The sequence below is a fragment of the Alloalcanivorax dieselolei B5 genome (genome assembly GCF_000300005.1).
Classification (GTDB): domain Bacteria; phylum Pseudomonadota; class Gammaproteobacteria; order Pseudomonadales; family Alcanivoracaceae; genus Alloalcanivorax; species Alloalcanivorax dieselolei.
Genome location: NC_018691.1, coordinates 2297255 through 2320603 on the forward strand (window position 1 = coordinate 2297255; position 23349 = coordinate 2320603).

A 23349-nucleotide genomic window follows, 5' to 3' on the forward strand; every position below is an offset into this window, starting at 1 on the left:
GTGGGAAATCTGGAGAGGCTATACATGGCAAAGATCAGAAAAATCGAGATTGCGAACTTCCGCGGTATCCAGCGGTTGGCTTGGTGCCCGTCGCCTGGTATCAACTGCCTGATCGGTCCGGGTGACAGCGGCAAGTCCACGGTGCTGGACGCGATTGACTTGTGCCTGGGAGCCAGGAGGAATTTCCAGTTCTCGGATGCCGACTTCTTTGGCCTGGATATCGAGAATCCGATCAGCATCACGCTGACCCTTGGCAACCTCGATGACAGCATGAGGACGCTGGAGAGTTTTGGTACCTTCTTGTGCGGATACCACGCCTCCACGGGCATCGTCGAAGGCGAACCCTCCGCCGACGCAGAGGTGGTTCTCTGCCTGAACCTGACGGTTGCCAGTGACCTGGAGCCTTCGTGGACGCTCATCTCCGATCGGGCTACCCAGCAAGGCATCGTCAAGACACTGGCCTGGAAGGATCGCGTTGCACTGGCCCCCACTCGCATCGGTGCGCTTGCAGACTTCAACCTGGGATGGCGGCGAGGTTCTGTCCTGAACCGCATCTCGGAAGAAAGAGCCGATGCCTCGGCTGCTCTGGTCAAGGCAGCCAGAGATGCCCGTAGCGCCTTTGGAGACAAAGCAGAGCAACAACTGAGGGAAGCATTGGGAATCGTCACGCTGACCGCGAAGGAGTTGGGCGTCAACATCGGCGCCGGGGCCAAAGCGCTTCTCGATTCGCACTCGGTATCCTTCGGGGGAGGCTCCATTTCCCTTCACAACCACAGTGGCATCCCGCTTCGTAGCCTGGGGGTCGGCTCCACGCGCCTGCTTATCGCCGGTCTGCAGCAGAAAGCGGCGGCTAAGACTTCGATCGTGTTATCGGATGAATTGGAGTATGGCCTGGAGCCTCATCGCATCACCCGTTTCCTGGGCTCCCTTGGCGCCAAGGAGCAGACTCCTACTCTCCAGGCGTTCCTCACAACTCATTCCTCCGTGGCGTTGAGGGAGCTGTCGGGGGGCCAGCTCTTCGTATTACGCCAATGCCCCGACGGCCACGAAGTGCGTCTGGTCGGTAACGGTGACGGAATCCAGAGTACAATTCGCCTCTATCCCGAAGCCTTCCTCGCGAGGTCCGTGATCATTTGCGAGGGGGCTAGCGAGATCGGCTTATTGCGCGGCCTGGATCTGTACAGGCTCGACCAAGGAAATGTGTCTCTGGCGGCATTGGGCGTGGCCCTGGTTGATTGCGGTGGTGGGGACACGGACCGTCCGTATGCCCGCGCGGCAGCCTTTCAAGACTTGGGTTATCGGGTGATGGTAGTGCGTGATGACGACAAACAACCTACTCCTACCGTCGAACAGGCTTTTATTCAGAAGGGCGGCACGGTTGTCGCCTACCGTGCAGGACGGGCCTTGGAGGACGAGTTGTTCGGCAGCCTCACACCGGCGGCTTGCCAGAAGTTGATCAGCTTTGCGGACGAACTCCATGGCGATCTGATCTTTCATCATCTCTGCACAGTCTCGAACAATACGCTTACCTTTCAGGCTGTCTGGGACGAGATTCAGACCACTGGGGAACTGTCAGTCGAGCACAGGGCTACCCTTGGTAAGGCGGCGCGTATTCGCAAGGCTGGCTGGTTCAAATCCATCTCTTGGATGGAAGAGGTAGCACGAACCATCGTTGCTCCGGACCTGACCGAGTGCGATCAGGGGTTCCGGGCGCTGATGGATCAGGTATTTGAGTGGGCCGCCTATGAGCCGCGCTGAAATAGACCTCCGCGCGGTCGAGCGCGGCACTATCACCGCACCGGCCGGCTGTGGCAAGACGGAACTGATCGCTCAGACCTTGCGGGCTCACCGGGAAAGCAAGCCCATTCTCGTGTTGACACATACAAACGCGGGGGTTGCTGCACTGCGAGCCCGATTGGATCGCGCGGGGGTTCCGACTAAAGCTTATCGACTGAGCACCATCGATGGCTGGGCCATACGGCTCATTTCGACCTTTCCCGCTCGGAGTGCCCATGATCCGGAAATTCTTCGGTTGGCTGCGCCAGCGCGTGACTACCCCGTGATCCGGGAAACTGCTTGGAAGCTGCTAGAGGCTGGGCACGTCAGCGAAGTGCTTAAAGCCTCGTATGCGCATCTCATTGTTGATGAGTATCAGGACTGTTCGGTGCCTCAGCACCGCATTGTCTACTTTCTTTCGCTCATCCTGCCAACATGCGTGCTGGGCGACCCGATGCAGGCCATCTTCGGGTTTCGGGGCAATGTGCTGGCGGACTGGAATCAGCAGGTTTGCACACATTTTCCCGTCGTCGGCGAGCTGGAGACACCCTGGAGGTGGCGGAACGCGGGAGCTGAAGCGTTTGGACAGTGGCTGCTAGAAGCCCGCCGATTACTGGCAGTTGGACAGCGGGTGGATTTGCGTAGCGGCCCGCCGGAGCATGTGAGCTGGGTGCAGACTATCCCTCCCAATGACCATCAGCAGCGCTTGGCTGCGGCAAGGACAGCCCCACCTGCTGCTGATGGTAGGGTGCTTATTATCGCCGATAGCCGCAACCGGTCGGCTCAACAGAACTTTGCAAGCCAGACTCCGGGAGCCTCAACAGTTGAAGCTGTCGACCTGCAGGACCTCATCGTGTTCTGCAGCAGCTTCGACGTTTTCGCACAAGATGCTCTTGGGCGGCTTCTGACATTTGTGAAGAGTGTCATGACCAATGCTGGTGTCTCGGAGCTGATACGGCGAATGGAAACACTGATGCGGGGAACAGCAAGGAACCCCCCGAACGAAGCTGAGCAACTCGCGTTAGAGTTTAGGCATACTCCGTCTTTGGCTGCGGCAGCTGCGTTGTTGTCGGCACTGCGTGCACTTCCTAATGTGCGAGTGCATCGTCCTGCTATTTTCTACGGTGTGCTCAAAGCACTCAGGGAGGCCTCGACGGGGATAGTTCCATTGGAAGAGGCCGCGATACGAGTGCGCGAGGAAAACAGATTGTTGGGACGTTCGCTGCCCAAGCGAGCTGTTGGTAGCACGCTGCTGCTCAAGGGATTGGAGGCGGAAGTGGTCGTGCTTTTGAATCCCGAAGGCATGAGCGCTCAGAACCTGTATGTCGCAATGACCCGGGGTTCCATGCAGCTTGTTGTGTGTAGTGCAAGCCCTCTCCTTGGGTAGAACGAGTTGGGAGAAACAGTACATATGCATGACGCAAGAATGTCTATGCCTTACTTGCTCTGCCACACCCACTGAGGCAAACTGCCCATTAATTGAACAGGTGCGACGGCCCTGGAGGGCGTCATGACCCGTGAGATCCTGAACCAGGAAAAACGTAAAGCCGAAAACGCTCGGCATTGGACGGAGCAGGCGCAGCAGCCGGCCTCCGAACCGATGGCGTGGCGGGATTGCCTGCGCGCAAAACGTCCGAAGGCTCAGAACCAGGAAGCGGGAACCCGTGCTGAAGAGGCTCGCGCCTGGGCAGAGAGCCCCGAACCGGCGCCCACGGCCAAAGGTAAGGCTTCTGGTCGTCAGACGGGCTGGATCCTGGCGGCGCTGCTCATTGGTTTGCCCCTGCTACTACTTGTATTCGGGCATTGGCTGGCGTGGATTGCGGTTGCGGCTCTTGTGCCTCAGATTATTGTTTTCTGCGTGCGTAGTTTGGCTTACACAGAGAGCACGGGCTCATCATTCGGCGAGTCCGATGATGAAGAGAGAAAGGACGGTCACCCTTCTTACAATCAGTTAGATAATTCTCAAGAAAATCCTTATAACTGGTAAAGCAGGGCAGGCTTAAAGCTTGCCTTTTGTCACGTGTTTCGTGGCGGCCTCCCCACCTTTTCCGCTGGCCGATTTAGCCTCTCCTTGTCCGCCGTTGATAGCCTTGGAGGCGGCATCTCCACCTTTATACCCCGCCCATCCCAGCATCCCCATCCACAGTGCGGGCAGCACCAGGTACATGGAGAAACTGACGAACCACCGGATGCTCTTCTCTTTACTGTTCCCGATGCCCGCCAACCAGCCTTCCATGTCCGCACCGTAGAGTATCTCGGTCAGGTTGTTGTCCAACCACGCCGCCAACTGCCACCAAAACGTCATAAAGACGGTGCCGAACATGATGAAGGTGACGAGGCCGGTCACTTTCCAGGAGTACCCGGAAAACACCAGGATGAAGGGCAAAGCCATGATCATGGCCATCAGCGTCAACCACTGCACCATGGGCAGGGCGTCCACCATGATCGCTTTCGCAGGGGCAGCTGCTGCGGCGGCTGCCCCCATCCCCACAAACCCAGCCGCGTCGTTGGCCAGGCGGGCCACCCAGCCACTCAGCCCCTCGTCCGCAAAGGTGCTGCCGTAACCTGGCTTCCGGGACGGGCGGGGGTTGCCTTTGAGCACCCGGCGCAGGGCCGCATCCTCGGCGGAGCTGGTCCCGAATACCGTGGAGAGGGCGCTTTGGGTGTCCGCATCCACCTGGTCCATCAAGCGGGACCGCAGGCCCACGCCCGACGTTTCCCACCATTCCTTACAAGTGGGATAGCCCCGCTGGCCGGGTCCGGTGCTGGATCGCCCTGCATCCCGGTTGGCATCATACGGAAAGCCCTGAGTCGGCTTGTCGGCGTACAGGCTGTCGTAATAACCAGGAGTGTTAAGGAAGTAGCTGGACCCGATCCAGTCCACATCAAGCGTCACATCTGGCGGTACGCTGTTGCCGTCGGAATCGCGCAGTAGCTTGGTGCGCGCCATCCCGAAACACCACTGCTGAAATTCGTTCAGCTGATACCGCAGCTTGGGGTCTTTGACGACCGTTTCATCCAGCTTCTGAGCGACGTGCTGGTAGGCCGGTTTGCAGGGTAGGGAGGCCACCGCGGCATTGGTCGCGCCGTGAGACACCGCGTGAACGGCCGCCCACCACAGAGGGATTTGGGCCGACATCCCAGCACCAGTACCCCCGGTGCTGTCGTAGACGGTGGTGCCGCACTGCTGGAAGTGCGTTTGGTCGTATTCGCCCGTCTGGAAGTTAACGCTCATGATCGGCGCGGTGCAGAAGCCGTAGATCAGGATCATGGCGTAGAAACCGGCCTCGATCCGGTTCAGCGTGAGCAAGCCTTTGTTGCCTTCGTCCTCTCCCTCCCGGCGGGCTTGGTACCATTCTCTGAGCACCAGAGCAACGAAGGGCAGGGCGGCGACCATGCTCTCGTTGAGCATGCCCCAGATGGCGTTGTTCACCACCCAGCCGAGCACCAAAACGACATGCTCGAAATATCCGAAGGTCATCAGATCCGCGCTCATTGGGTACCTCCGGCGTAAGACAGAATGTTGAACAACTCCAAGGTGGCGATAACGATCACAACAGCCCGCTCACTGCGGCGTAGACGGTATCGCGCGGCGGCACCGCCATCTTGATCCCGGGCGACGGAGTCCAGGATCCTGGGCCGCCACCGGCGCCAGTAGAGTGCCCCTATAACGAGATAAAGCCCCAAGCGCCAGACCACCCACCACGGCGTCAGGCGGGTCATGAGGGCATGCCATTCCTGCAGACCACCCGCTAGGAGGCTGCCGATGGTGGTCACCGCCAAGCTCAAGCCAAGCAGGATGGCCCATAGGCTCAAAAACAGCGTCCAGCGGGACAGGTGGCTCCAACGAGCAGGGTGGTACCAGGCGGGGCGTTCAGGCATGGCGGGATCCGGTGTCTGACAATCACGATGCTGACCATGCTGCCCGCGGTGCGATTCGGATCAATGGGGAATTCAAACGGGGCGTGTGAGAATTACGATATGGAATACGGTAATCGGCTCTTGAGATACTCCTGACAGAACCTGTCACAGTCCCGAGATAGTGTTTCCCTGATGAACTAGTGCGCTAACCGGAGGTTTGGGAATGACAGGGAATGCGGACCATGAGCGTATCTGGGCGGAATGGCACCGTGCTGCCAGTACCTCGGACCAGGCGGCGCTGATCGCCCTTTACGCGGATGATGCGATATTGGAGAGCCCTCTGGTCCCAGCCATTTTGGACGACATGCCAGAGGGCATTTTGCATGGGCGACGGCAATCAAGCGTTTCCTGGATGAGGGCGCACGCCGGTGCCCCAATCCGCTGGTGCGCTGGTATCGCACGGATGTCTGGTTCAGCCAAGGGGACACCCTCATTTGGGAGTACCCCCGACAAACGGACGAGGGTGACCAGATTGATCTCGTTGAGGTCATGGAGATTCGAGAGGGCGAAATCCAACATCACCGGATCTATTGGGGCTGGAAGGGGTGTACGCTGATCGCCCCGGTTCTTTTGCAGTATGCAGAGGACTGACTCGCATTTTTGAATCCGATTACTCGATTACTGAGACGCGAACATAGCACGCCATGGTTTTTGGCTGTGTCTGCCTGGATTTAGTGAACGTTGCAGATTGGAACGGATTGCGTCATATTTTGGTTTGCCATATCGGTAAAGTGCGATCCCGCATGACCGATAGGCGTCATGGCGTTCATGACTTTTCCTTTATTTCCTATCGAGCCTGACCCCACGGCCCCAGAAATGGGGCCGCTTTTTCCGTATGTGGTGGCGATGAAACATATTACCAAACAAAGGCAAGAGAGATCGAATGTGCGTCGGCGTGGCAGGGCAGGGGAAGAGGTCCCCCTGTCCTGATTGGTCTAGATATCCTTCTTAAGGGACAATATGGCTACGTATATATACGGCAGTGGTGGAAGGAAACAAAGTATAAAGCACACAAATATAGTCGTCTTCGGTGTCGATGTTTTCTTCTTTGCAAGCAACACCGCGCCGATCATCGGTCCAATAGAAAGGAGCGCGACCAGTATAAGGATTAGTTGGTATATGCTTTGTGCTTGCATGCTATATCTGACCTATTTGCATTGGGGGTCTGTGTAACAATCATACCATTCTTCTGTCACTGTGGCTGGACCAACATCTATGTCGTACTCCGGCGTGTTGTAATCTGGAAACTCCGGATAGTAGAAATCATCTGGCCAGCCGTAGTCGGATTCACCAGGAGCAAGTCCACCGAAGTCAAATGAGCCCCCATTGTTACCTGGATTCTGAGGGTTGTCGGTGGATCTGACATACCTGATAGAAACGCCTCCGCCTACCATTCCGAAGACTAAAACCGGTTTTCCACTTTCGATACCTTCCTTGGTTACGCCTTCGTACAGTACAGGGCCGCCACTGATTCTCCCAAGCGCGTCGACAAATTTAAGAAAGGCATCCCGCCCTCCGCTTGAAAATTTGAATGCTGTTCCACTGTAGTCACTACGCTCCGCGAAGATTGAATTGAAGTCAGTATCTTTGCCAACAAGAAAGGCACCATCCGAACTCATTGGAATGTTTCCGAAATTACCTGTTGGTGCGGAATCTACGGAAAACCAGGCCGTTGATCCGTCCGAAAAGCTAAGGGGGACGCGGATGCCTTCAATGAAGCCCAGCCCTTCTAAAAGTCTCCATCCGGTGAACTCTATTTGGGCGAAATAGTCGGTCTTGTTGTTATACCAATCTATAACCATGTTCTGGTTGTAGTTCGCGCCTACCAGGTCCCATGCGGATGGCAGAACAGCGGCAGGAACTTCTTGGTTCGATATGTCGATGCTTATTGCGCGCGCTATCAAATTGCCTTCAGATTCAGTTTTTAACGCTTGGTAGATAATGGCGCCATTTTCATGGAGAAGTCCAAGCGATTCCGCCAGATCGGTGGTGTATGGATTTGTTTCCAAGCGGGCACTAAATCCGCAACTGGATTTGAAGCCATAGTGGTTTGGTTGTGTCATCTCAACACACTGCTGGGTTACCTGATATGCTTTCTTGTTGACTATATCGAGAACTAGGTAATAAGTCGTTCTCGGAGGCTGCCAGCTGCCATAGTTGTAGTACTCGCCGATAACGGTACTAATGGTTTCGGTTCGAATGAAAGCGGCATACGCGGCGTCAGAAAAGGAATTGCAGTCGCTGCAAAGAAAGGTGTCTCTATATTTTCCAATTAAATTGCTTATGGAGATGCCAAGAGGATCGCTTGTCTGCAATCTAGGGTCTTCCTGGATTTTGCACTCCGCCCATTCCTGCCCTCTCATAGACGGGCCACAGCTTGTGCTTAACGGATAAACAGTTGATGTGGCGCGGTTGAAGACATAGTAGGTCTCGGAAATGTTGTATCCGTAATACTCAAATTTCCTGGCATTTCCTGTGACCGAGTAGCTTTTCTTTATCTCAAGATATGCTTTGTCTTGTGCGTTAGATAGAGACTGGCAGTCGTTACACCCAATAAAAGTTGGGGTTTTGTCCGCGGCGAATGCCGTTGCAGATATGAGCGTCAGTAGAATTAAAAATAGCCGGCGCATTTGAATCTCCTTATTTATGCGCGATTTGTTGGAGTGGGAAATATTTGAATAATGAAATTGCAGAAATGTTAATAATTACAATTCTTACTTGTTTCTTGGGTTTGATTTGAAAAACAAATATTTTCCTTCTTAATAATGAAATGACAGGTGACATTTTTGTGGCTTAGCGATCCCGATGTAGGGAACCACCGGAGTATGGGGAGGTCACTCGGAGGCTCCGCGACACCGGGGAGTGGTAGGTGGGTAAAGTTGTTTGGTAATGCTTGGCTTTGCCCCGTCCCGATAAAGCTAAAGCTTTTTTAAGATGGCGATGCTTTGGTCGCGTGAATAGCCTGAGTAAGAGCGCCCCATCGATAGCTCTGGTGTGTGGTCATTTCAGGGCTTCCAGCGGATCGGGCAGGGCATCGCCGGATTCCGGCGCCCCAGTCCGTGCGGACCCCGAGCGTCGCAGAATCGCCGTGCTGGCCGCGTTACGGGCCAGAGCCTGACGCACTTCCATCTCAGTCTTAAGCGAATCAATGTCCCGATCCAGGACTTGCAGGCGCCGATCGATCGCCGTCTGACCTTCCTCGTTATCGGAGATCCCGGGTTCGCTGGCGCCCGCCAACAGCAGCCGTCGTGCCCAGATCGCTTTGGTCAGGGTACGGGCCAGCGCCATCTCGCCCGCCAGGCGATGAACCAAGAGAGGACCTTCTGGGTCGGTTTTCAGCGCCTCGATGACCCCGCGTGATACGGACAAACCGGGTCCGGCGGAGACCTTGCGCAGATTCTCCGGTGTGGTCGGTGTTGAGCCATTGACCATATTGGCCAGATCCTGAGCGAGCTTTTCCTGTTCGTCTTCAAGATCGCGCATCAGGCCGGCACCGGCCTCGGTGGTGACTTTCTCGCACCCATCGCAGGTGCGATGCACTTCCTCGCCCGCCACCTTGCTGATCCACTGCGCGGCCTCCTGGGGTGAGCCCCAAACGGTGCACATGCCACCCCGGCAGGCGGACCCGCCTCCGCCGGCACCACCATTACCGCCACCTCCAGCCCAGTTACCGTCATCCGTGGGCACGGAGCCCCAGCCGCCCCCACCACCACTGACCGGGGAGGTATCCGTGGTATTGGTGCGGCCGTGCAGGATGTTGTAGCCGGCGGTGGCCGTGTCGCTCATGACTCGAATCGGTGCTTGACCGCTGCCGCCGCGTTTTTCGCCGCCCACCCAGGTAGTGCCCCGGTTGCCGGCCTCATCTTCCACGCGCTCCTCGGCACGGACCGCGTCGGTGGAGGCCATGGCGGCCAACTGCCAGTTTTCGGCCACGGCACGGCGTTGCCAGCCGCTGGTGGGGATCATGTCTCCCATTTTCTCGGCCATCTGCTGACAGGACAGTTTGGCTTTGCTGAAATCCGCCTTGCCCTGCAGCACACCGTTGGTGACCAGGTCATAGAGCCCGGGATCCGCCCGCTGAATGATCATGGCGGGCAGACTGGCAACCGCGCCCTGCGCATTACGGACGATGTTGCCCATCATGGACCGGAATCCGTCTGTCGCGCCGTTCAACTGATTGCGAACCGTGATTTTGGGATCAAAGTTGCCGCAACTGGCGTTAGCGTTCCAGCGCAGCCCCAGGCCGATCTGCCCGGGCTGGTGGCCCCGCCCGGCCGAAATCGCCACCGGCGAGGCGCCGCCGATTTGATAATACAGGCTGTCCGCGGACTCGGCCCGACCAGGGGCGGGGAAGAGCATCACCACCAAAAACGCAGCGGGTACTGTCCCCGCCAACGCCCGACTTAAGATCACACTCAAGGTCCTCATGGGTAATCTCCCGTATGGGAAAGGAGTTTCTGTCCGCGTTTCTTGCAGCAGCTGTACGGTCGCCACAGCGCCCAGGCGTAGTCGCCTTGTTGAGCCAGGTGCCCCCGGAACGAGGCGGCGGGCCCGCGATCCGGGAAGACCGCGCAGGACTGGGTCATGGCCGGCGTCAGGCGTTGCCACTTGTGGGTGTCCTTATCGCCTTCCTTGACTGGGGGCGGCGCCCAAACGCCACGAGAGCTGCGGGTTCGGGGCACCAGCGGCGTATAGACGTGCGGTTGGCCGTTGCGGGTGACCAGATCCGCCACCCGTTGGGCCACCACGGCGGCGGCTTTGTAATCGTTGGATTGCGTTACGAACCCGGCCCGCGGATAGACATTGCCCCAGCGGTTCAGTAGCCCCTGACGAACCTCGCGCAGCCCTGGTGTCAGCGCCTGGGGATAGATTTTTTCAGGCAATCCTTCGCGCCAGGCGTAGGTGTCCAGCACGGACAGGAAATAGGGCTGTAACGGCCGGGCCGGGGTGGAGCAGGTATAGCCCCACTGCCCGGCGAATTGACTGAATACGGTCGAGGCCGGGTGGCCAATGGCATCCCCGTTTTTGAAACGCAGGCTGTTATGGATGCCCTCCTCACCGATGGAACTGGCCGCGTCCGCGCCCTCGGCGGTGACGCCACCGCCGCGCGCATTGCCGTTGGAGGGGCTCATGAACGCCACGTCCCGCCAGGGATTGTTTCCGGTGTTCTGATAGCTGCTAACCACTAACTCCGGGATGTAGTGGCCCACTTTGACGCTGCTGCGCACCGAACAGCCAAACGGCGTGCAGCGCAGCCACAGACACACCCCGACCACTCGATATTGCAGACAGTCCTGGGACCAAGCGGACTGGACGATGGATGCAGTGTCCACGGCGCGGGCCGGTGCGGCGGTGCCGAGGAGACTGAAAAAGCCCATAGCGCTAAGCAGACCGCAAAGAGCGAGCCGTACCTGACGGGCGACGTGTTGCGACATTGACGCAATTGAAATCATGGACGGTTCTCCCGAGCCTGCTTAATACGCTGTAAAGCCTGGGCCACATCATGGACGCCATAGACCACATAGGTGCCGTCCACCACCACGGCGGGGAGTTTTTCGATGCCGAGCTGCCAGGCCCGGGCCACCGCTTCGTAGGCCCGTCCGTATTCCTTAAATACGTGCTGCCAGTCCTCGGAGCGCATGCGTGCTTGTGCGGCCTGAGCGGCGGCGTCGGGATCAGTGGGTAGATCCATGGACAGAGCGCCGTCGAGCCGGGCCGGGGCGTCCAGTTCCACCACCACGGCATCGTCGGGGACGGACGTCATGGGCTCGGTGGCGACGGTGAAGACCTCGATGCCGGCGTAGGCCGGCGTCAGGATGGCATTGACGCAGAGGGTGGCAGCCAACAGATATCGGAAATGAAAAGGTCGAGACATGGCACGGACACAGGGTGATGGGGTTCCCTGCATGCTGCCATCGCCTTGTCTTGCGACAACGGAAAAACCCGACACCTCACGGTGGCATTTTCTGGTGCTGGGGCTCACTAGGCGGTATGGCCATTGGGAAGCGAGCGAAAATGCTATACTCGGGGCGCGGTTGAAGGAGGTGTAACGCGCAGGACGCACAGGAACGTCTCTGAATCGTCAATCTGCCGCTTGGGTTTGGCGCGATCCCCACAAGCGACACAACGAGGACCATCCCATCAATGATTGAATATTTTTCCCCAGGCGAACACCCGCGCGGTTTCGTCGGGTTCCTGGTGACGGCCCGCATCGACGGTCGTACCCGAAAAGCAACCTTTTCCACTCAAACCGCCTCATCCCAGGATAAAGCCAACTTGTGGGTTCAATACCAGTGGTTAAGCGCCGTAGGAACGGACCTGGACTGGAGGATTGAGAAGCGGGAACGGGATTATCATCGCTTCGTGAGCACCGACGCGCCCGGGACACCGCCGGGCCGCGGTCTCGGTGTCCATGGGCTGACGGCGGTGTTTTATGCGTCGGGAGACGACTGGATTCCGGCCTTCTCCGTGGCGCGTCACCCGGATCTGCTGGGGCGTCCGCAAGCGGATCGGCGCTTTACGTTTGAGCACGCTCCGTACTCCACGGTCTGGCGGGACGCGGTGGTGTTCTGGGCGGACGAACACGCCATCGAGGAGGCCGACCGGGAGCGTGTGTTGGCAGCGCCGCCCGAGCCGACGGTGTTCGCGGACTTGCGGCGGCGGATGCGGGATGAGGGGAGTGCTATTTTCAGCGAGGCGCTGTCACCGGTTTTCCGCGAACAACGGGAAGCGCTGGCGGCCACGCGAGCGCCGGCACAGGCCCTGGAGGCGGCGCTCCTTGATGACCTGAGTGACTGGAGCCGCCGCAACAATAAACACCGAAAGGGTGTGGCCTGATACCCCGGAAGACCATAGTGGCGCCTTGCTAAGGGCTTCCTCCGAAAACGTCTCTGAGCGAATCAGTTGAGTGTCCTCTCCGAGATCAGACCAATCTGAGCCAGCGCGCTAGTGGCTTTTTGCGCCGCGTAGCCGTCGCCGGAGCGTTCCGCCCAGGCGGCGAGATTGAGGGTCAGTTCCTGAATGAAGCGCCTTTCGTCGCACAGCTCCAGACAGCGCTGGACCAGCCCGAACAGATGACTGCGCTGTTTGCGTTGCTCCAGCCGGGTGGCGGCGGTGGCCATGTCATCGCGTACCCAGTTGTAGCCGAAATCCGCCTTCTCCGGCTCGGCGACGACGGTGGTGTGGGGCTGCTCATCGAGATCCTGCAACTGGGTGTCGGCGATGAGGATCAGGACACTAGCGAGTTGCACCGCGGTGTGGGCATCGAGGAACCATTGAAAGATCCGCTGTTCGCCCATGCGGCCGCTGTCGCGGCGATAGCGCCGACGCAGATCCAGCAGCAGTTGCGCTGGCGTCGCCGTAGCGGCGCCGAGCGGATCGTCGAAGACCACGCTCACATCCAGGACCACGCCCTCACGGCCGGGGTGGCGGTATTGCCGAAAGGTGACGCCGCCGTCTGGCGTGTCCACACGTTTGAACTGAAAAGTGGATGTGTCGTGTTGACCATCCATCAAAGTGTTCTGGTTTCGCTCGGCGTGGGAAGCCTGGCGGATGAGGTTGGGCATAGGGAGAACTCCTGCTGGCCTGAAGGGATTATGTCTTGGAGCGCCGGAATGGAGCGGATACAGGCTCATACCTTCTTCAGAAAAGTGGCGATCCGGTGAAGCAAAGAGGTGGTTTGAGGCGAGGCTGTGGGTTCGGCGTGGGTGATTGCCAGTTCCTGGCAACGGGCAAGAAAGGTATCGCGATCAAGGATGTCGTCCTGGTCCGAGTCTAGATCCCGCCACTCGAATTCCAGCCGGTAGTAGTCCAGTTTCCAACCGGCGGTGTCGTCCCTGCCCGCTTGTACCGGGCGAGGGATCAAGGTGATCGGACGGCGCTGGGCATGCAGGGCCGCTTGTGCGCTCTGCCAGGTTTGGAAGGCGATTTCGTCCACGTGATAGTGGCTCACGGTAACATCATGGAGTTGACTCAGCCCTTGCTCGTGCAGGTAGAAGCGGGCGAGGCATGTACGATGGTTGCCGTCGGAGCCGACGTAATAATCCAGTCCATCCACGGTATTATAATAAATACGGGGTCTGCGAGGTTGGGGTTCCAGGTAATAGCTTGGATTGTCGTCCAAGTACTGGAGATTACGTGGCATGCGTTTGCCATCGGTGAGCAGTTGCAGCCAGGTTTTGCCTTGATAGTCCCAATGATCGGTGCCGACCACGCGAAAAACATTGACCGAACCGGTTTCGGTCCAGTAATGACGGGTCACAAAGGGTTGTTTATCCTGGGGCAGTGCGGTGCTCCAGGTGCGCAGCGTCTGATTAGCCCAGTGTGGTGGCGTGTTGAGCTGCCGACGCACGAAATCGAAATCGTGTGGTTCGGCTCTCTCCTTGTCCACCATGCTGCCCATGTGATTGATGTTCCTCGTTGCGTGCCTGTTCGCCGTTTCTATCGTTTTTACCATTTTGCCTTGTCCCATGTCAGCCAGAGGGCGTAGAGCGAGTCGGGTTGGGTGCGGAGAACTCTTAGTGAATGATCGTGGTATGCATCGTGGGCGGCGCCGTCAGTGGCCGATCAGTCCCCGCTTGCGGTCCATCTCCTCGGCGATGCGGATCGCGGCGTCCAGTTCACTGCACTGGTGTTCGTCCATGACACGCTTGCGTTCTTGTTTCTCCTCACCTTCGGTCCCGGCCAGAGAGAGATACAAACTGGGTGGCACGATGCGGAACAGCGCCTCGATGCGGTCGGCCAGGACCACGCCTTCGGTGTAGCGCCCCCGGGCCTTGGCGGCGCTGCCGATGAGGGTTTTCTGTTCGGGAGACAGGGCCTTGAACCGGGCGATTTGCTCAATTTCATCCGGCGGTGTCACCAGACACAGCCACCACTCGATCATGTTCAACAGCTTCTGGCTGGCGTCCGGGAAATCCTCCAAATTCTGGGTGGCGAGCCAGATCCAGTAGAACAACTTGCGCCCCATCTTGCCGGCCTTGACCAAGTAAGGGCTCAACAGCGGATTGATCGTGACGATGTGGCACTCATCGATGGCCTGGATGATCGGGCGGCCCTTGTACTGATCCCGCTCGGCGAGCGTGATGATAATGTTGGTCAGAGAAATCACCGCGAGGGCCAGGTGCGCCTCGTACCCGTCCCGGGCGTAATGGGCCAAATCAACAATGGTGACGTCGCATTCCGGCCAGGCCTGACCTTCCCGGTTGAACACCTCCCCATCAAACCCGTCACAGAATAAGGCCATCGCCTCGGCCATTTCATGGGCGCGGGACTGGCGGGGCAGGGGCACCTTGGGATCCGTGGCCAGCGCATGAAGGCCGGCCACCACATCCTGGGTCAGACACTGGCGCCCCTCGTCGCGGCTGCGCTGCGCTCCATAAAAAATCGCGTCACGCACCAGACGCCGGTCGGCGCGGCGGAACTCAGCTTCCTCTTGCGGGTCGCCGCCGGTGATCATCAGTCGGGCGGTGAGTTCCATTTCGCCGAGTACGTCCCGCTCGTCGGCGTCCTCGTCGTCCTCTTCGTCGTTGTCTTCCGGAACCGGCGCGGGCTCGTCGGACCAGCCGTCCTGACGGTCCTCCACCTTGCGGCGTTCGGTGATGGCGTCGTCGTCCAATAGGCGGTGCGCCTCGGAGAACAGGGGCAGAGGCGGCGCTTTGCCGGGCGCCATTTTTACCCGGTTGACGGTCAACCCGTGCCGCTGGAAATACTCCCCCAACAACCCAAAGGAGTTACCCACCTCAATCACAAACAAACGGGGCCGACGCAGTGCCATGATCTGGCTGAAGATCCCGTTCAAGGTGGCGGATTTACCGGCGCCAGTGGGCCCGAACACGAACATATGGCCGTTCTTGGCCCGATCATTGGGATCCAGCGGATCAAACCCGAACGACCCGCCGCCGCGATTAAAAAAACTGAAACCGGGGCGGCCGGTGCCGCGAGACCGGCCAAACAACGGCGCCAGGTTCGCCAGGTGCTGCACGTAGTTCAGCCGGGTGTACCAGCCTGGCTTATCCTGTTGCGGATCGAACGCCATGGGCAGCCAACGCAGCCAGGTGTTGAGCGGCGCGATCTCGTCTTCCGCGTCCACCGGCTTCAAGTGAGCGCTTTGCAGCTGGGTGATGAGCGTCAGGGTCCGCTGTTCCAGATCGGTTTCATTGTGACCGCGGACATAAAACACCAGGGAGGACCGATAGAGCTTGTGATTCTGGTTCAGCATGGCGCGTGCGGTTTGGCAGTCCTCCCGCACCGCGGTGGCGTGCACGCTGTCGCCGTGCGCCTTGCCGTGTAGGGTGTTGATGTGGTCCTCCAACACGTCCTGGGGCGTGGCGACCATCGTGAGGACCATCTCGGTGTCCTCCGGCAGCACGTCCATAAGCGCGTTGAACGCCTGCCCACCGGCCCGGGGCATCTCCCCGGTCAGGTGACCGACATCCGGCGCCCGGCGCATCGCTTCCACCGGAATGGCGCGGTGGGGCAGACCATCGAAATACCACAGCCCACTGTCCACATCAGCGCGGGGTGACCGATACAGAAGATCTTCGGCAAAATCGTAATCCGGCAGACCGGCCACGGCGTCGTCCCCGGGGTAGGCCACCCGGTCATAAAAAGCGTGAGGCGTATCGGGGTCGGTGGCCGGGCGCGGATTGAACCACGTCAGCATCCACCGATGAAACGCCGCCCCATTCATCTTTTTAAGTTGTAAACCGGTGCCCTCCAGGCCCGCAGCCAGGCGGTCGTAGACTTGGTTGGTGGCTTCTTCAGGGACCCCTTTAGGGTTGGGGCCGAGCCAGCGGTATAGCACCAGGCGTACCCGGCGGGTTTGCCCACGCCAGTCCGTGCGCGTGACCACATCATCCTGAAACAGCCCGCCGGGCTTGGCGATGGCCTGCAGGTGCTGTTCCATACTGCGCAGCCAAGCCTGGGTAAAGGCGGTGTCCAACAGGGCCGGATCGGCGTGTTGGACCACCCGCGCCATTTCCGCGGCCGGATCCACCTCGTCCCGGCAATACAACTGCACTACCCAGGGGTAGCTGTCGTACTCCGGGAGCGCGTCTTGCAGGGTGGCTTCGATCTGATCGCGCAGGCCGGCCAAGGTGTCTTGCGAACGGCCTTCGGTGGGGATAGGCGTCACCTCGGCGGCAATGCCGACGGAGACACCATCTTCCAACAAAAAACAGCCAGAATCCGGCAGGTACTCCACCCACGGAAGAAAACGAGTGAAGGACGGACCACGCTGATAGGCTTTTTTAATTTCCGGCCAGGTGAGCGGCTTGCCCCGCGGTTGGGCGACGGGCGTACCGTTACCGTCCGCAACGCGGTCCTCGTGGTCCTCATGATGGTGAGACGGTGGCAGGCGGGTCGCGTCCTCTTCGGAAGCACGATGATCACGATGATTAAAAAACGTTTTCAGGGCATCAAGCATAAGCTACTGACCTTCAACGGGTTGAGTTGGCCAGGGCCAGGCCACCTCACCGGGCTGGGCGTACTGGACCCGCTCGTACAGCGGGAATACGGTTGAGTACCCGGGCACCGGCACCTGCTCACCGTCCGGACTGCCCGCCAAGTGCGGATACACGTACATCACCAAATCGGGATTGGGCAGTCGGGGGAACTGACTGCGGATCTCGTTCTCCACGTGACGGGTATAGGGGTGATAGGGCCCCAGACCCTGTTGAGCGTCCGGCAACGGCCGGCGCAAGGTGTGCCGGATTTCCTGAAGGCGCGGGTGTTTGTTTTGAGATGTGTTTTGAGTCGATGACGCGGTAGAGCCTGCGGACTGCCCGCCTTGGCGCCACAGGTCCGCCATGGTGGTGGCGTTGTCCACCGGCATCAGTTTGTCCTGGGAAGTGGCGCAGCCCCCCAGCCCGACAAGGACGCCGAGCAGGGTGACGGCGGCCACCAGGCCACGCTGAGTGCCGATTAATAAAGATAAAAAGTCAATCAAGAGAAGGTTGGGACCAGGAGGATTGCGCATAGTGCACCTTTCGTCCTTCGGTTTCGTAGTCGATGTGGAGGGGGGCGTCGATCAGCACGGAGACGGGCTGGCCAGGCGGAACGTAGACGGCATCGAACGTTTGACCGAACCGCTCCTGGATCCATTTCCGGGTTTCGGAGAGTCCCTCGGACGCGGACCGCCCCAAAATAAACTTGTCGGCGTTGCCGGTGAGGGCCGTGAAGGCGCCATTAGTGTCCATCTGCGTGGAGGTCTCGCCCATGGCGATGCCGTCAGCGGCGCCTTCCGCGCCGGCCATCAAGAACGTGGTCAGCAGAAACTCGCGGGCATTGGTTTTGCGCTCGCCGGGAATACACGGCAGCCCGTGCGGCGTTGAGAGCGTGCCGATCCCGTTTTTCTTAGATGAGGAATTGCCGTCATCAGGGTCATCCGGAGTAGGCACGGTACGCACCGTGCCGTCATCGAAAACAAACGTGATGCTATCGACTTGCCCGCGGACACAAGATAGCGTCCAGTCCCCGGTGGTGGTGCCGGCCAGGATGGCGCCCCGTACCTCGGGGATCTCAATGCCGTTGGCCGTTAAATTGTCTTTGCCCACAATGACGCGGAACGGGTAGGGATCGTTCACGGTACCGTCGATGGGTACCCGGCCGAGCAGGGCGGTCATGGCCACTGAGCCGGTCAGGGTTGAGTTTTGAGGAATGGTATAGACCGGGCGCACCGTACTGGGATCCGCCTTGCCCCGGATGCGGCTTTCCACGCTGTCGGCGGCCCGGCCCAGGACCTTCGCGCCGCCGGCGGCGGTATCCGACAAGGAAAAGGCAGAAGGAAACACCGATTCCCCGGTCTTTTCATCGGTGCGGGCATCCGCTGGGTGGATCCAGACCAGTCCTGGCGTGCCGGTTCCGGCCGCCCCCAGAGAGCCGTTTCTCAGCCCGCCGTCGCCCAGACCAAGTCCAACGGGCAACTCTTCGTCGTCGCCCTGACCGGTGCCCTGGTCGGTGTAATGACGCAGCGTGTCGATCTTGTCCTCGAACGTCTTGAGCAGAGACTGATCCTTCTCAGCCTCGCGCCGGCGTTCTTCGCGTAGCGCGGACTGGATGGCGCTGTCCACGTTGCCCGCCCGTTCAGACAGCTGTGCATTCTGATCCCGCAACTTCTGGCTCTCGGCACGGGTGTCATCCAGCTCCTTGCGCATGGCCCGCATTTCGCCAACCAACGTGGCGACCGTATCCCGGGGCGTATCGCCCTCAATCCCCAGCGCCTGGATCTCATCGTCCGTCAACGTCAAAGAGGCGTCCTTCTGCTCGGCGCCGGAGGCCGCCGCGTCTGGAGTGTCGTCGCTATTGCAGCCGCGAATCACGATCACCAGCACCACGATGACAAGGAACGGCAGCAGGATTTTGAGCAACCCGTTACTTTTCAGCATCGGTTGTCTCCTTCATCGCTGTGTCCTGAGTCTTCGGGGCTGCGGGATAGAGCGCTTTTTCCAGTCCACCGCCACGGGTGACCAGGAACACCGTGGTTTGCGCATACTCTGAGGTGGACGGTCCCACGCTGGGGTGCATAAACGTGGCGGTGACGAACTCGCCCTGCAGGCGGCGTGGATCGAGCCCGAATTCGCGATTGGGATCCGGGTTGGTGATCTCCACCGCCGTGACCGTCAGCCCGCCGGCACGCCAGGCGGCCAGTGGCTGGGCTTGTAAGGGCAGCTCCCAAAACAGCGGTACCGTCTGTGAAACGCGCATGGGCACACGGCGCACGCCGGGCAGCGGTGCCACGGTGCGCAGGGGCGCGTACAGGGTTTGTGCGGCGTACCGCGTCAGACGAACCGGCAAAGGAGGCGTGTTCGACGCGTCAGGTGAAGACGCTCCCTCTTCGTTGGCCGATTTCTTCTTATCTGCCGTGGACGTTGCCGACTGGTCCCCGGAGACGACGATGCGAAGATCCTCGGCTCTGGCTCCTTCCGTGGCGGCCAGGTCGATTAAAAAAATCTGGCCGGACTCGATGTCCTGGACCTGCACCCGTTGTGCTTCAAACTTATTTTTCGCCATTAAATAAAGCGCGCCGCCGACGGACTGGACGCGCAGTACCTCGGGGTCAGCCAGTTCGGCGGGCAGCCCAATGCGCACATTGCGATCAATGAGGACAATACGTTCCTCACCGACGGGCAAGTCCACCGGAATGGGTTTGCGTTCCCAGTGATGGATCTCGACGGCGTAGGCCGGCGTCAGGGCCGCAGCGGTCGCGACCAACGCCGACAGGAAAACGAGAAGCACGCGTAGAGGGCGCGGGAATCGAAGGAGAGGGGGCATGATTTATTCCTCCGTTGAATCGGCGTTGCCGGTCGGGTCGTCACCGGTATCGCCACGCGGCACGGACAGCCGTTGCGGGGTATCGGCCAGGCAATCCAACTGCAACCCCCAGGGATTGCGTTCCGGGTCCACATCGGCGCGCACCACTCGAAGGGGATAGCGCACATAGACATCACGAACGGGCGTGCCGGCGTAGTGTTCATCGATGGCCAGATCGAGCGTAACGACCCAGTGGTCCCGATCCAGGATGGTAACCGCGTCTTTCCGGAGGCCACGCCCCGGGATCTCGTACATGCCCCGCACACGCCCCTTCAACTCCTGGCGGCGCTGACGAGCGGTGTAGTCGTTTTCCAGAGACACCTGGCATTGCGGGGTCAAATACGCGCTGTACGAGTGGAGGTTGCGCTTGTAGTCCACCTCGCCGTTGGCGGGCCAACGGTTCAGTTGTTGCCAGATATAGAACGCGAAGCTGTAGACGCTGCTGGGCGGCACTTCCCACCACTTGCGCGTGCTGCCGGAGCGCAGATCGGGCGGATTGTGGATGGTGAGATCCTGGGGCGCGCTTTTCCAGCCCCACCACATCCCGCCGCACAACAGCAGCAACACGGCAACGATGGCCCGCAACGTCAGGATGTGGGCATCGCGGGCGGACTGAGCGTGTCGAAATCGACTCATGATCCTGATCCCTTCCGGATTTTTTGAGTGGGTTGAGTGGGTTGCGTGGATTGAAATTGAGTGGATGAAGCCGGTTGAGCGCGGCGTTTGGCGCGCATCGAGGCGTACCGCCGGGTGCCATAGATAGCGGACTGGGTAATAAAGCGATGGCGGCTGGCGAACCCGCGCAAGGCGAGTGACCAGGCGATGCGGCGATACAACCAAGTCTCCGGGCGGCCACGACGTAGACGCCGTAACACGCCCCCTCCGAACCACACCACCGCCCCGGCACCCAACGCGCCACAGGTCGGCACCATGGCGATGCCGAACGCGAAGGCGGCGACAGTGCCCGGAATCAATCCCATGGCAAAGCCGGTACCCGCCGCCAGGGCGACTTCCCGCCCGGTCATGCCCCGAAAGACCACCGGGGCCTGATTCAGCCGGGAGGGCAAGAACGTAATGGTGGATGTGGCCATCGTGATCCGCCTTGAACTGGTGCGTTACAGGATCTCGGCGGCTTTGGTGGCCAGCCAGATCACGGCGACGATCAGAATGATGCCGACCACGATGGTGATCCCGAAGGCGCCCCACTGGCCCTTCTCGGAAGCCTCCTTGTACTTGGCGAGCGCCGATTGCCCCACGATGTAGAACGCGACGGTGGCGATGATCAGCCCGCCCAGGATTGCGGCGTCGTACAGGTAGTTCTGAATGGTCTCCATCAAACCGCTGCCTTCCCCCCGGGTGGGTTCATCCATGGTGGGCAGCTGAGCCAGGGCGGGCGATGATGTGATGCCCACGGTCAGCAGGGCCAGGACCCGGTAAAACAGCGTCTTGATCTCGTGAATGCGGTGACGGCTTTTTTGGAACACGGGATGGAACAAACGAATCATCGTAACAATCTCCATAGAGTAGTGAGCGCAGAGCAGGTGAAAGGACGACTTAAGAAAGAAAAACCCAGGACAGCAGGAGAACGACCAGCGCGATGCGGATCACGGCGCCACCGGCGATGGTCCCGAGCACGCGATTGCTGGACCAGCCGCGGAAGGTGCTGATATAGGCCCAGGCCGCCCACAGCAGCACGGCGGTGCAGCCGAGGCCGGCGATGACCAGGGCGAACAATGCCCAGGACTGGCCGGCCCCAACTTGAAACGCGGAAGCGGGATCCATACGTCACTGGCGCTCCACGGCTGTGTCAGTGAGATAGTCACCGGAGAGCGGCGTTGGGCGCCGTGGTGGCAAGCGTGGGGGCGCCATGTAGGACTCAATGCCGTCGATAACGATTTGCAGATCGCGATGCAGCGCGTCCACATCGAGGAAAACCCGTTGGCCGGCGCGGAAGGCGTGGGCATCGGTCTGGTGACGGACGGGCCGAGAGGCGAGCCGATCGACCACCCGTTGCAAATCCACCAACCGTTGTTGGAGCAACGCCAGATCCCGACGCTGTATGGCGTCGTTAACGTCACTGGCGACGGCAACACGGGAGGCGGCACCGCCGATCACTAACAGCAAGGCGGCGGTGATGACTCGGAGGGTGTAAGGCCTGAAAAGCATGCCGGGTCAGTCCTGTGATGAACGTGATGACGGCAGGCTAAGTAACGGGAGCGACGCGCGGAACGGATAATCCCAACGTGCTGACGTTGGTTTTCCTTATCAGGCTGGTGCGGTGGGATGGGGCTTTGACGTGTGTCCTCCCGCCGGGTGGGTGAGGTGGCAATCGTTAGCCAAGGCTGGCAGGCTCCGTGGTGGTATTACACGATCCTGAATCACAACAAAAGAGGGCTTGCCATGAAGTGCTGCGAGCAATGCACCTACCAACACTATCCCCGCCGCACGCCGTACGGGATGGCGGTGCGATGTGGACACCCCGATAACCTGGAAGAGGGTGTCCCTCTTATCGTATTGGACTCCGATAAGGTGGAACTGCGTTGCGGTTTCCGTCAAGACGTATCGTCTGCTATTCAGCCACACAACGCCGCACACCACGACAGGAAGCGCTGACGGAGCACTAGAGATATTTTTTGAATGACCCGGCAGTGATACTGACGATCAGCCCAAACAGGCTGGCACAGGGCAATAAAAAGGTATTCGGATGGATGGACCAGGGGACACTCAGATAGAGTAACCAGCCGGTGACGAACACCGGCCCGGCCCAGCGCTTGGCGTGGTGATAGATAAAGGCACTCTCTCTTCCCGCGCCGAACTTACGCAGATCACGACGAACCAGCCCGTCCACAAACCCCACCAGCGCCGCCATCACGAACAGCGGAAAGGTCAAAAATAGAATGACGGCGCGTACCAGGATCACCAGCGCGATATAGACGGCGGCCAACAGGTAGGTCGCCACGGTACCCAGCCAGCCGGATTCATTGGAATACTGCATCAGCGCGGGTCCAATGCCGGTTTTAATCAGAACGGTATCGAAGGCCGCGTTCACGGCGGCTTGTACTGTCACCACTGGGTTGGACAGCAACAGTGATTGCGTAAAATGGCTGTCCAACCAGCCGACTTCCGTATGCATCATGTGTAGCGCATGCTCGGCCCCGGGCTGCTCCCACCACTGGAACGCCATCCCCGCCCATTCGATCAGGACCGCCGAGATAATGGAGAACACCAGGACCGCAACGATCCGGAACGGCAGCCCCAGCAGCCGGGACAGCAGACCAGGCGGCGTGCGGCGGCCGTGCCTGGATTGAGTTGATTGAGCCGTCGTTTCCGCCATGGCCTACG

22 protein-coding genes are annotated in these 23349 nt (G+C 59.7%); 4 read left to right on the forward strand and 18 right to left on the reverse strand.

What is annotated here, in order from left to right:
- The first annotated feature begins 24 nt into the window (after window positions 1-24).
- The 3 genes from B5T_RS10345 to B5T_RS10355 all read left to right on the forward strand — a co-directional run bounded on the left by B5T_RS10345 (window position 25) and on the right by B5T_RS10355 (window position 3763).
- Complete coding sequence (locus B5T_RS10345; RefSeq protein ID WP_014994449.1) at window positions 25-1758, forward strand: ATP-dependent nuclease; 1734 nt, start codon at window positions 25-27, stop codon at window positions 1756-1758.
- The gene (locus B5T_RS10350; RefSeq protein ID WP_022997592.1) at window positions 1745-3163 is read left to right on the forward strand and encodes a UvrD-helicase domain-containing protein; all 1419 of its coding nucleotides are present in this window, start codon (window positions 1745-1747) and stop codon (window positions 3161-3163) included. The genes B5T_RS10345 and B5T_RS10350 overlap by 14 nt, the downstream gene beginning before the upstream one ends.
- Before the next feature lie 123 nt (window positions 3164-3286).
- Window positions 3287-3763 (forward strand): hypothetical protein, encoded by a 477-nt coding sequence (locus B5T_RS10355; RefSeq protein ID WP_014994451.1) that lies wholly within the window; start codon window positions 3287-3289, stop codon window positions 3761-3763.
- A gap of 12 nt (window positions 3764-3775) precedes the next feature.
- Here B5T_RS10355 and B5T_RS10360 read toward each other — a convergent pair whose 3' ends face one another.
- The 6 genes from B5T_RS10360 to B5T_RS10390 all read right to left on the reverse strand — a co-directional run bounded on the left by B5T_RS10360 (window position 3776) and on the right by B5T_RS10390 (window position 11542).
- A complete protein-coding gene (locus tag B5T_RS10360) occupies window positions 3776-5272 on the reverse strand; it encodes a conjugal transfer protein TraG N-terminal domain-containing protein (RefSeq protein ID WP_014994452.1) in 1497 nt (498 codons plus the stop codon).
- Window positions 5269-5658, reverse strand: coding sequence for a hypothetical protein (locus B5T_RS10365; RefSeq protein WP_022997619.1), 390 nt, complete (start codon window positions 5656-5658; stop codon window positions 5269-5271). Before B5T_RS10365 ends, B5T_RS10360 begins: the two co-directional genes overlap by 4 nt.
- A 1187-nt stretch (window positions 5659-6845) precedes the next feature.
- Window positions 6846-8327, reverse strand: a complete 1482-nt coding sequence (locus tag B5T_RS10375) for a hypothetical protein (protein WP_014994454.1) — start codon at window positions 8325-8327, stop codon at window positions 6846-6848.
- A 370-nt stretch (window positions 8328-8697) separates the two neighbouring features.
- Window positions 8698-10125, reverse strand: coding sequence for a hypothetical protein (locus B5T_RS10380; RefSeq protein ID WP_022997622.1), 1428 nt, complete (start codon window positions 10123-10125; stop codon window positions 8698-8700).
- Window positions 10122-11150, reverse strand: a complete 1029-nt coding sequence (locus B5T_RS10385; RefSeq protein WP_425266247.1) for a TIGR03756 family integrating conjugative element protein — start codon at window positions 11148-11150, stop codon at window positions 10122-10124. Before B5T_RS10385 ends, B5T_RS10380 begins: the two co-directional genes overlap by 4 nt.
- Window positions 11147-11542, reverse strand: a complete 396-nt coding sequence (locus B5T_RS10390) for a TIGR03757 family integrating conjugative element protein (RefSeq protein ID WP_229682922.1) — start codon at window positions 11540-11542, stop codon at window positions 11147-11149. Before B5T_RS10390 ends, B5T_RS10385 begins: the two co-directional genes overlap by 4 nt.
- A 299-nt stretch (window positions 11543-11841) precedes the next feature.
- Between B5T_RS10390 and B5T_RS10395 the strand changes: the two genes are divergently transcribed.
- A complete protein-coding gene (locus B5T_RS10395) occupies window positions 11842-12534 on the forward strand; it encodes a hypothetical protein (RefSeq protein ID WP_014994458.1) in 693 nt (230 codons plus the stop codon).
- A gap of 62 nt (window positions 12535-12596) precedes the next feature.
- On the opposite strand, the gene B5T_RS10400 is transcribed toward B5T_RS10395, so the two are convergent.
- The 12 genes from B5T_RS10400 to B5T_RS10455 form a co-directional block, all read right to left on the reverse strand.
- On the reverse strand, window positions 12597-13262 hold the full coding sequence (locus B5T_RS10400) for a hypothetical protein (RefSeq protein ID WP_014994459.1): 666 nt from the start codon (window positions 13260-13262) through the stop codon (window positions 12597-12599).
- A gap of 65 nt (window positions 13263-13327) precedes the next feature.
- Entirely contained in the window at window positions 13328-14098 is a 771-nt protein-coding gene (locus B5T_RS10405) for a hypothetical protein (protein WP_014994460.1), read from the reverse strand.
- A gap of 153 nt (window positions 14099-14251) precedes the next feature.
- Window positions 14252-17122: a conjugative transfer ATPase gene (locus B5T_RS10410; RefSeq protein WP_014994461.1), complete on the reverse strand. Its 2871-nt coding sequence runs from the start codon at window positions 17120-17122 to the stop codon at window positions 14252-14254.
- A gap of 3 nt (window positions 17123-17125) precedes the next feature.
- On the reverse strand, window positions 17126-17644 hold the full coding sequence (locus tag B5T_RS10415) for a TIGR03751 family conjugal transfer lipoprotein (protein ID WP_022997625.1): 519 nt from the start codon (window positions 17642-17644) through the stop codon (window positions 17126-17128).
- Window positions 17637-19082 (reverse strand): TIGR03752 family integrating conjugative element protein, encoded by a 1446-nt coding sequence (locus B5T_RS10420; RefSeq protein WP_014994463.1) that lies wholly within the window; start codon window positions 19080-19082, stop codon window positions 17637-17639. The genes B5T_RS10415 and B5T_RS10420 overlap by 8 nt, the downstream gene beginning before the upstream one ends.
- A complete protein-coding gene (locus tag B5T_RS10425; RefSeq protein WP_022997626.1) occupies window positions 19069-19968 on the reverse strand; it encodes a TIGR03749 family integrating conjugative element protein in 900 nt (299 codons plus the stop codon). The genes B5T_RS10420 and B5T_RS10425 overlap by 14 nt, the downstream gene beginning before the upstream one ends.
- Window positions 19969-19971: 3 nt before the next feature.
- Window positions 19972-20643 (reverse strand): PFL_4703 family integrating conjugative element protein, encoded by a 672-nt coding sequence (locus tag B5T_RS10430; RefSeq protein WP_014994465.1) that lies wholly within the window; start codon window positions 20641-20643, stop codon window positions 19972-19974.
- The gene (locus B5T_RS10435; RefSeq protein ID WP_014994466.1) at window positions 20640-21098 is read right to left on the reverse strand and encodes a TIGR03750 family conjugal transfer protein; all 459 of its coding nucleotides are present in this window, start codon (window positions 21096-21098) and stop codon (window positions 20640-20642) included. The genes B5T_RS10430 and B5T_RS10435 overlap by 4 nt, the downstream gene beginning before the upstream one ends.
- 24 nt (window positions 21099-21122) lie before the next feature.
- On the reverse strand, window positions 21123-21512 hold the full coding sequence (locus B5T_RS10440; protein ID WP_014994467.1) for a TIGR03745 family integrating conjugative element membrane protein: 390 nt from the start codon (window positions 21510-21512) through the stop codon (window positions 21123-21125).
- Between the two features lie 49 nt (window positions 21513-21561).
- Complete coding sequence (locus B5T_RS10445; protein ID WP_014994468.1) at window positions 21562-21789, reverse strand: TIGR03758 family integrating conjugative element protein; 228 nt, start codon at window positions 21787-21789, stop codon at window positions 21562-21564.
- A gap of 3 nt (window positions 21790-21792) precedes the next feature.
- Window positions 21793-22173, reverse strand: a complete 381-nt coding sequence (locus B5T_RS10450; RefSeq protein ID WP_014994469.1) for an integrative conjugative element protein, RAQPRD family — start codon at window positions 22171-22173, stop codon at window positions 21793-21795.
- A 454-nt stretch (window positions 22174-22627) separates the two neighbouring features.
- Window positions 22628-23341 (reverse strand): TIGR03747 family integrating conjugative element membrane protein, encoded by a 714-nt coding sequence (locus B5T_RS10455; protein ID WP_014994470.1) that lies wholly within the window; start codon window positions 23339-23341, stop codon window positions 22628-22630.
- Window positions 23342-23349: the final 8 nt, after the last annotated feature.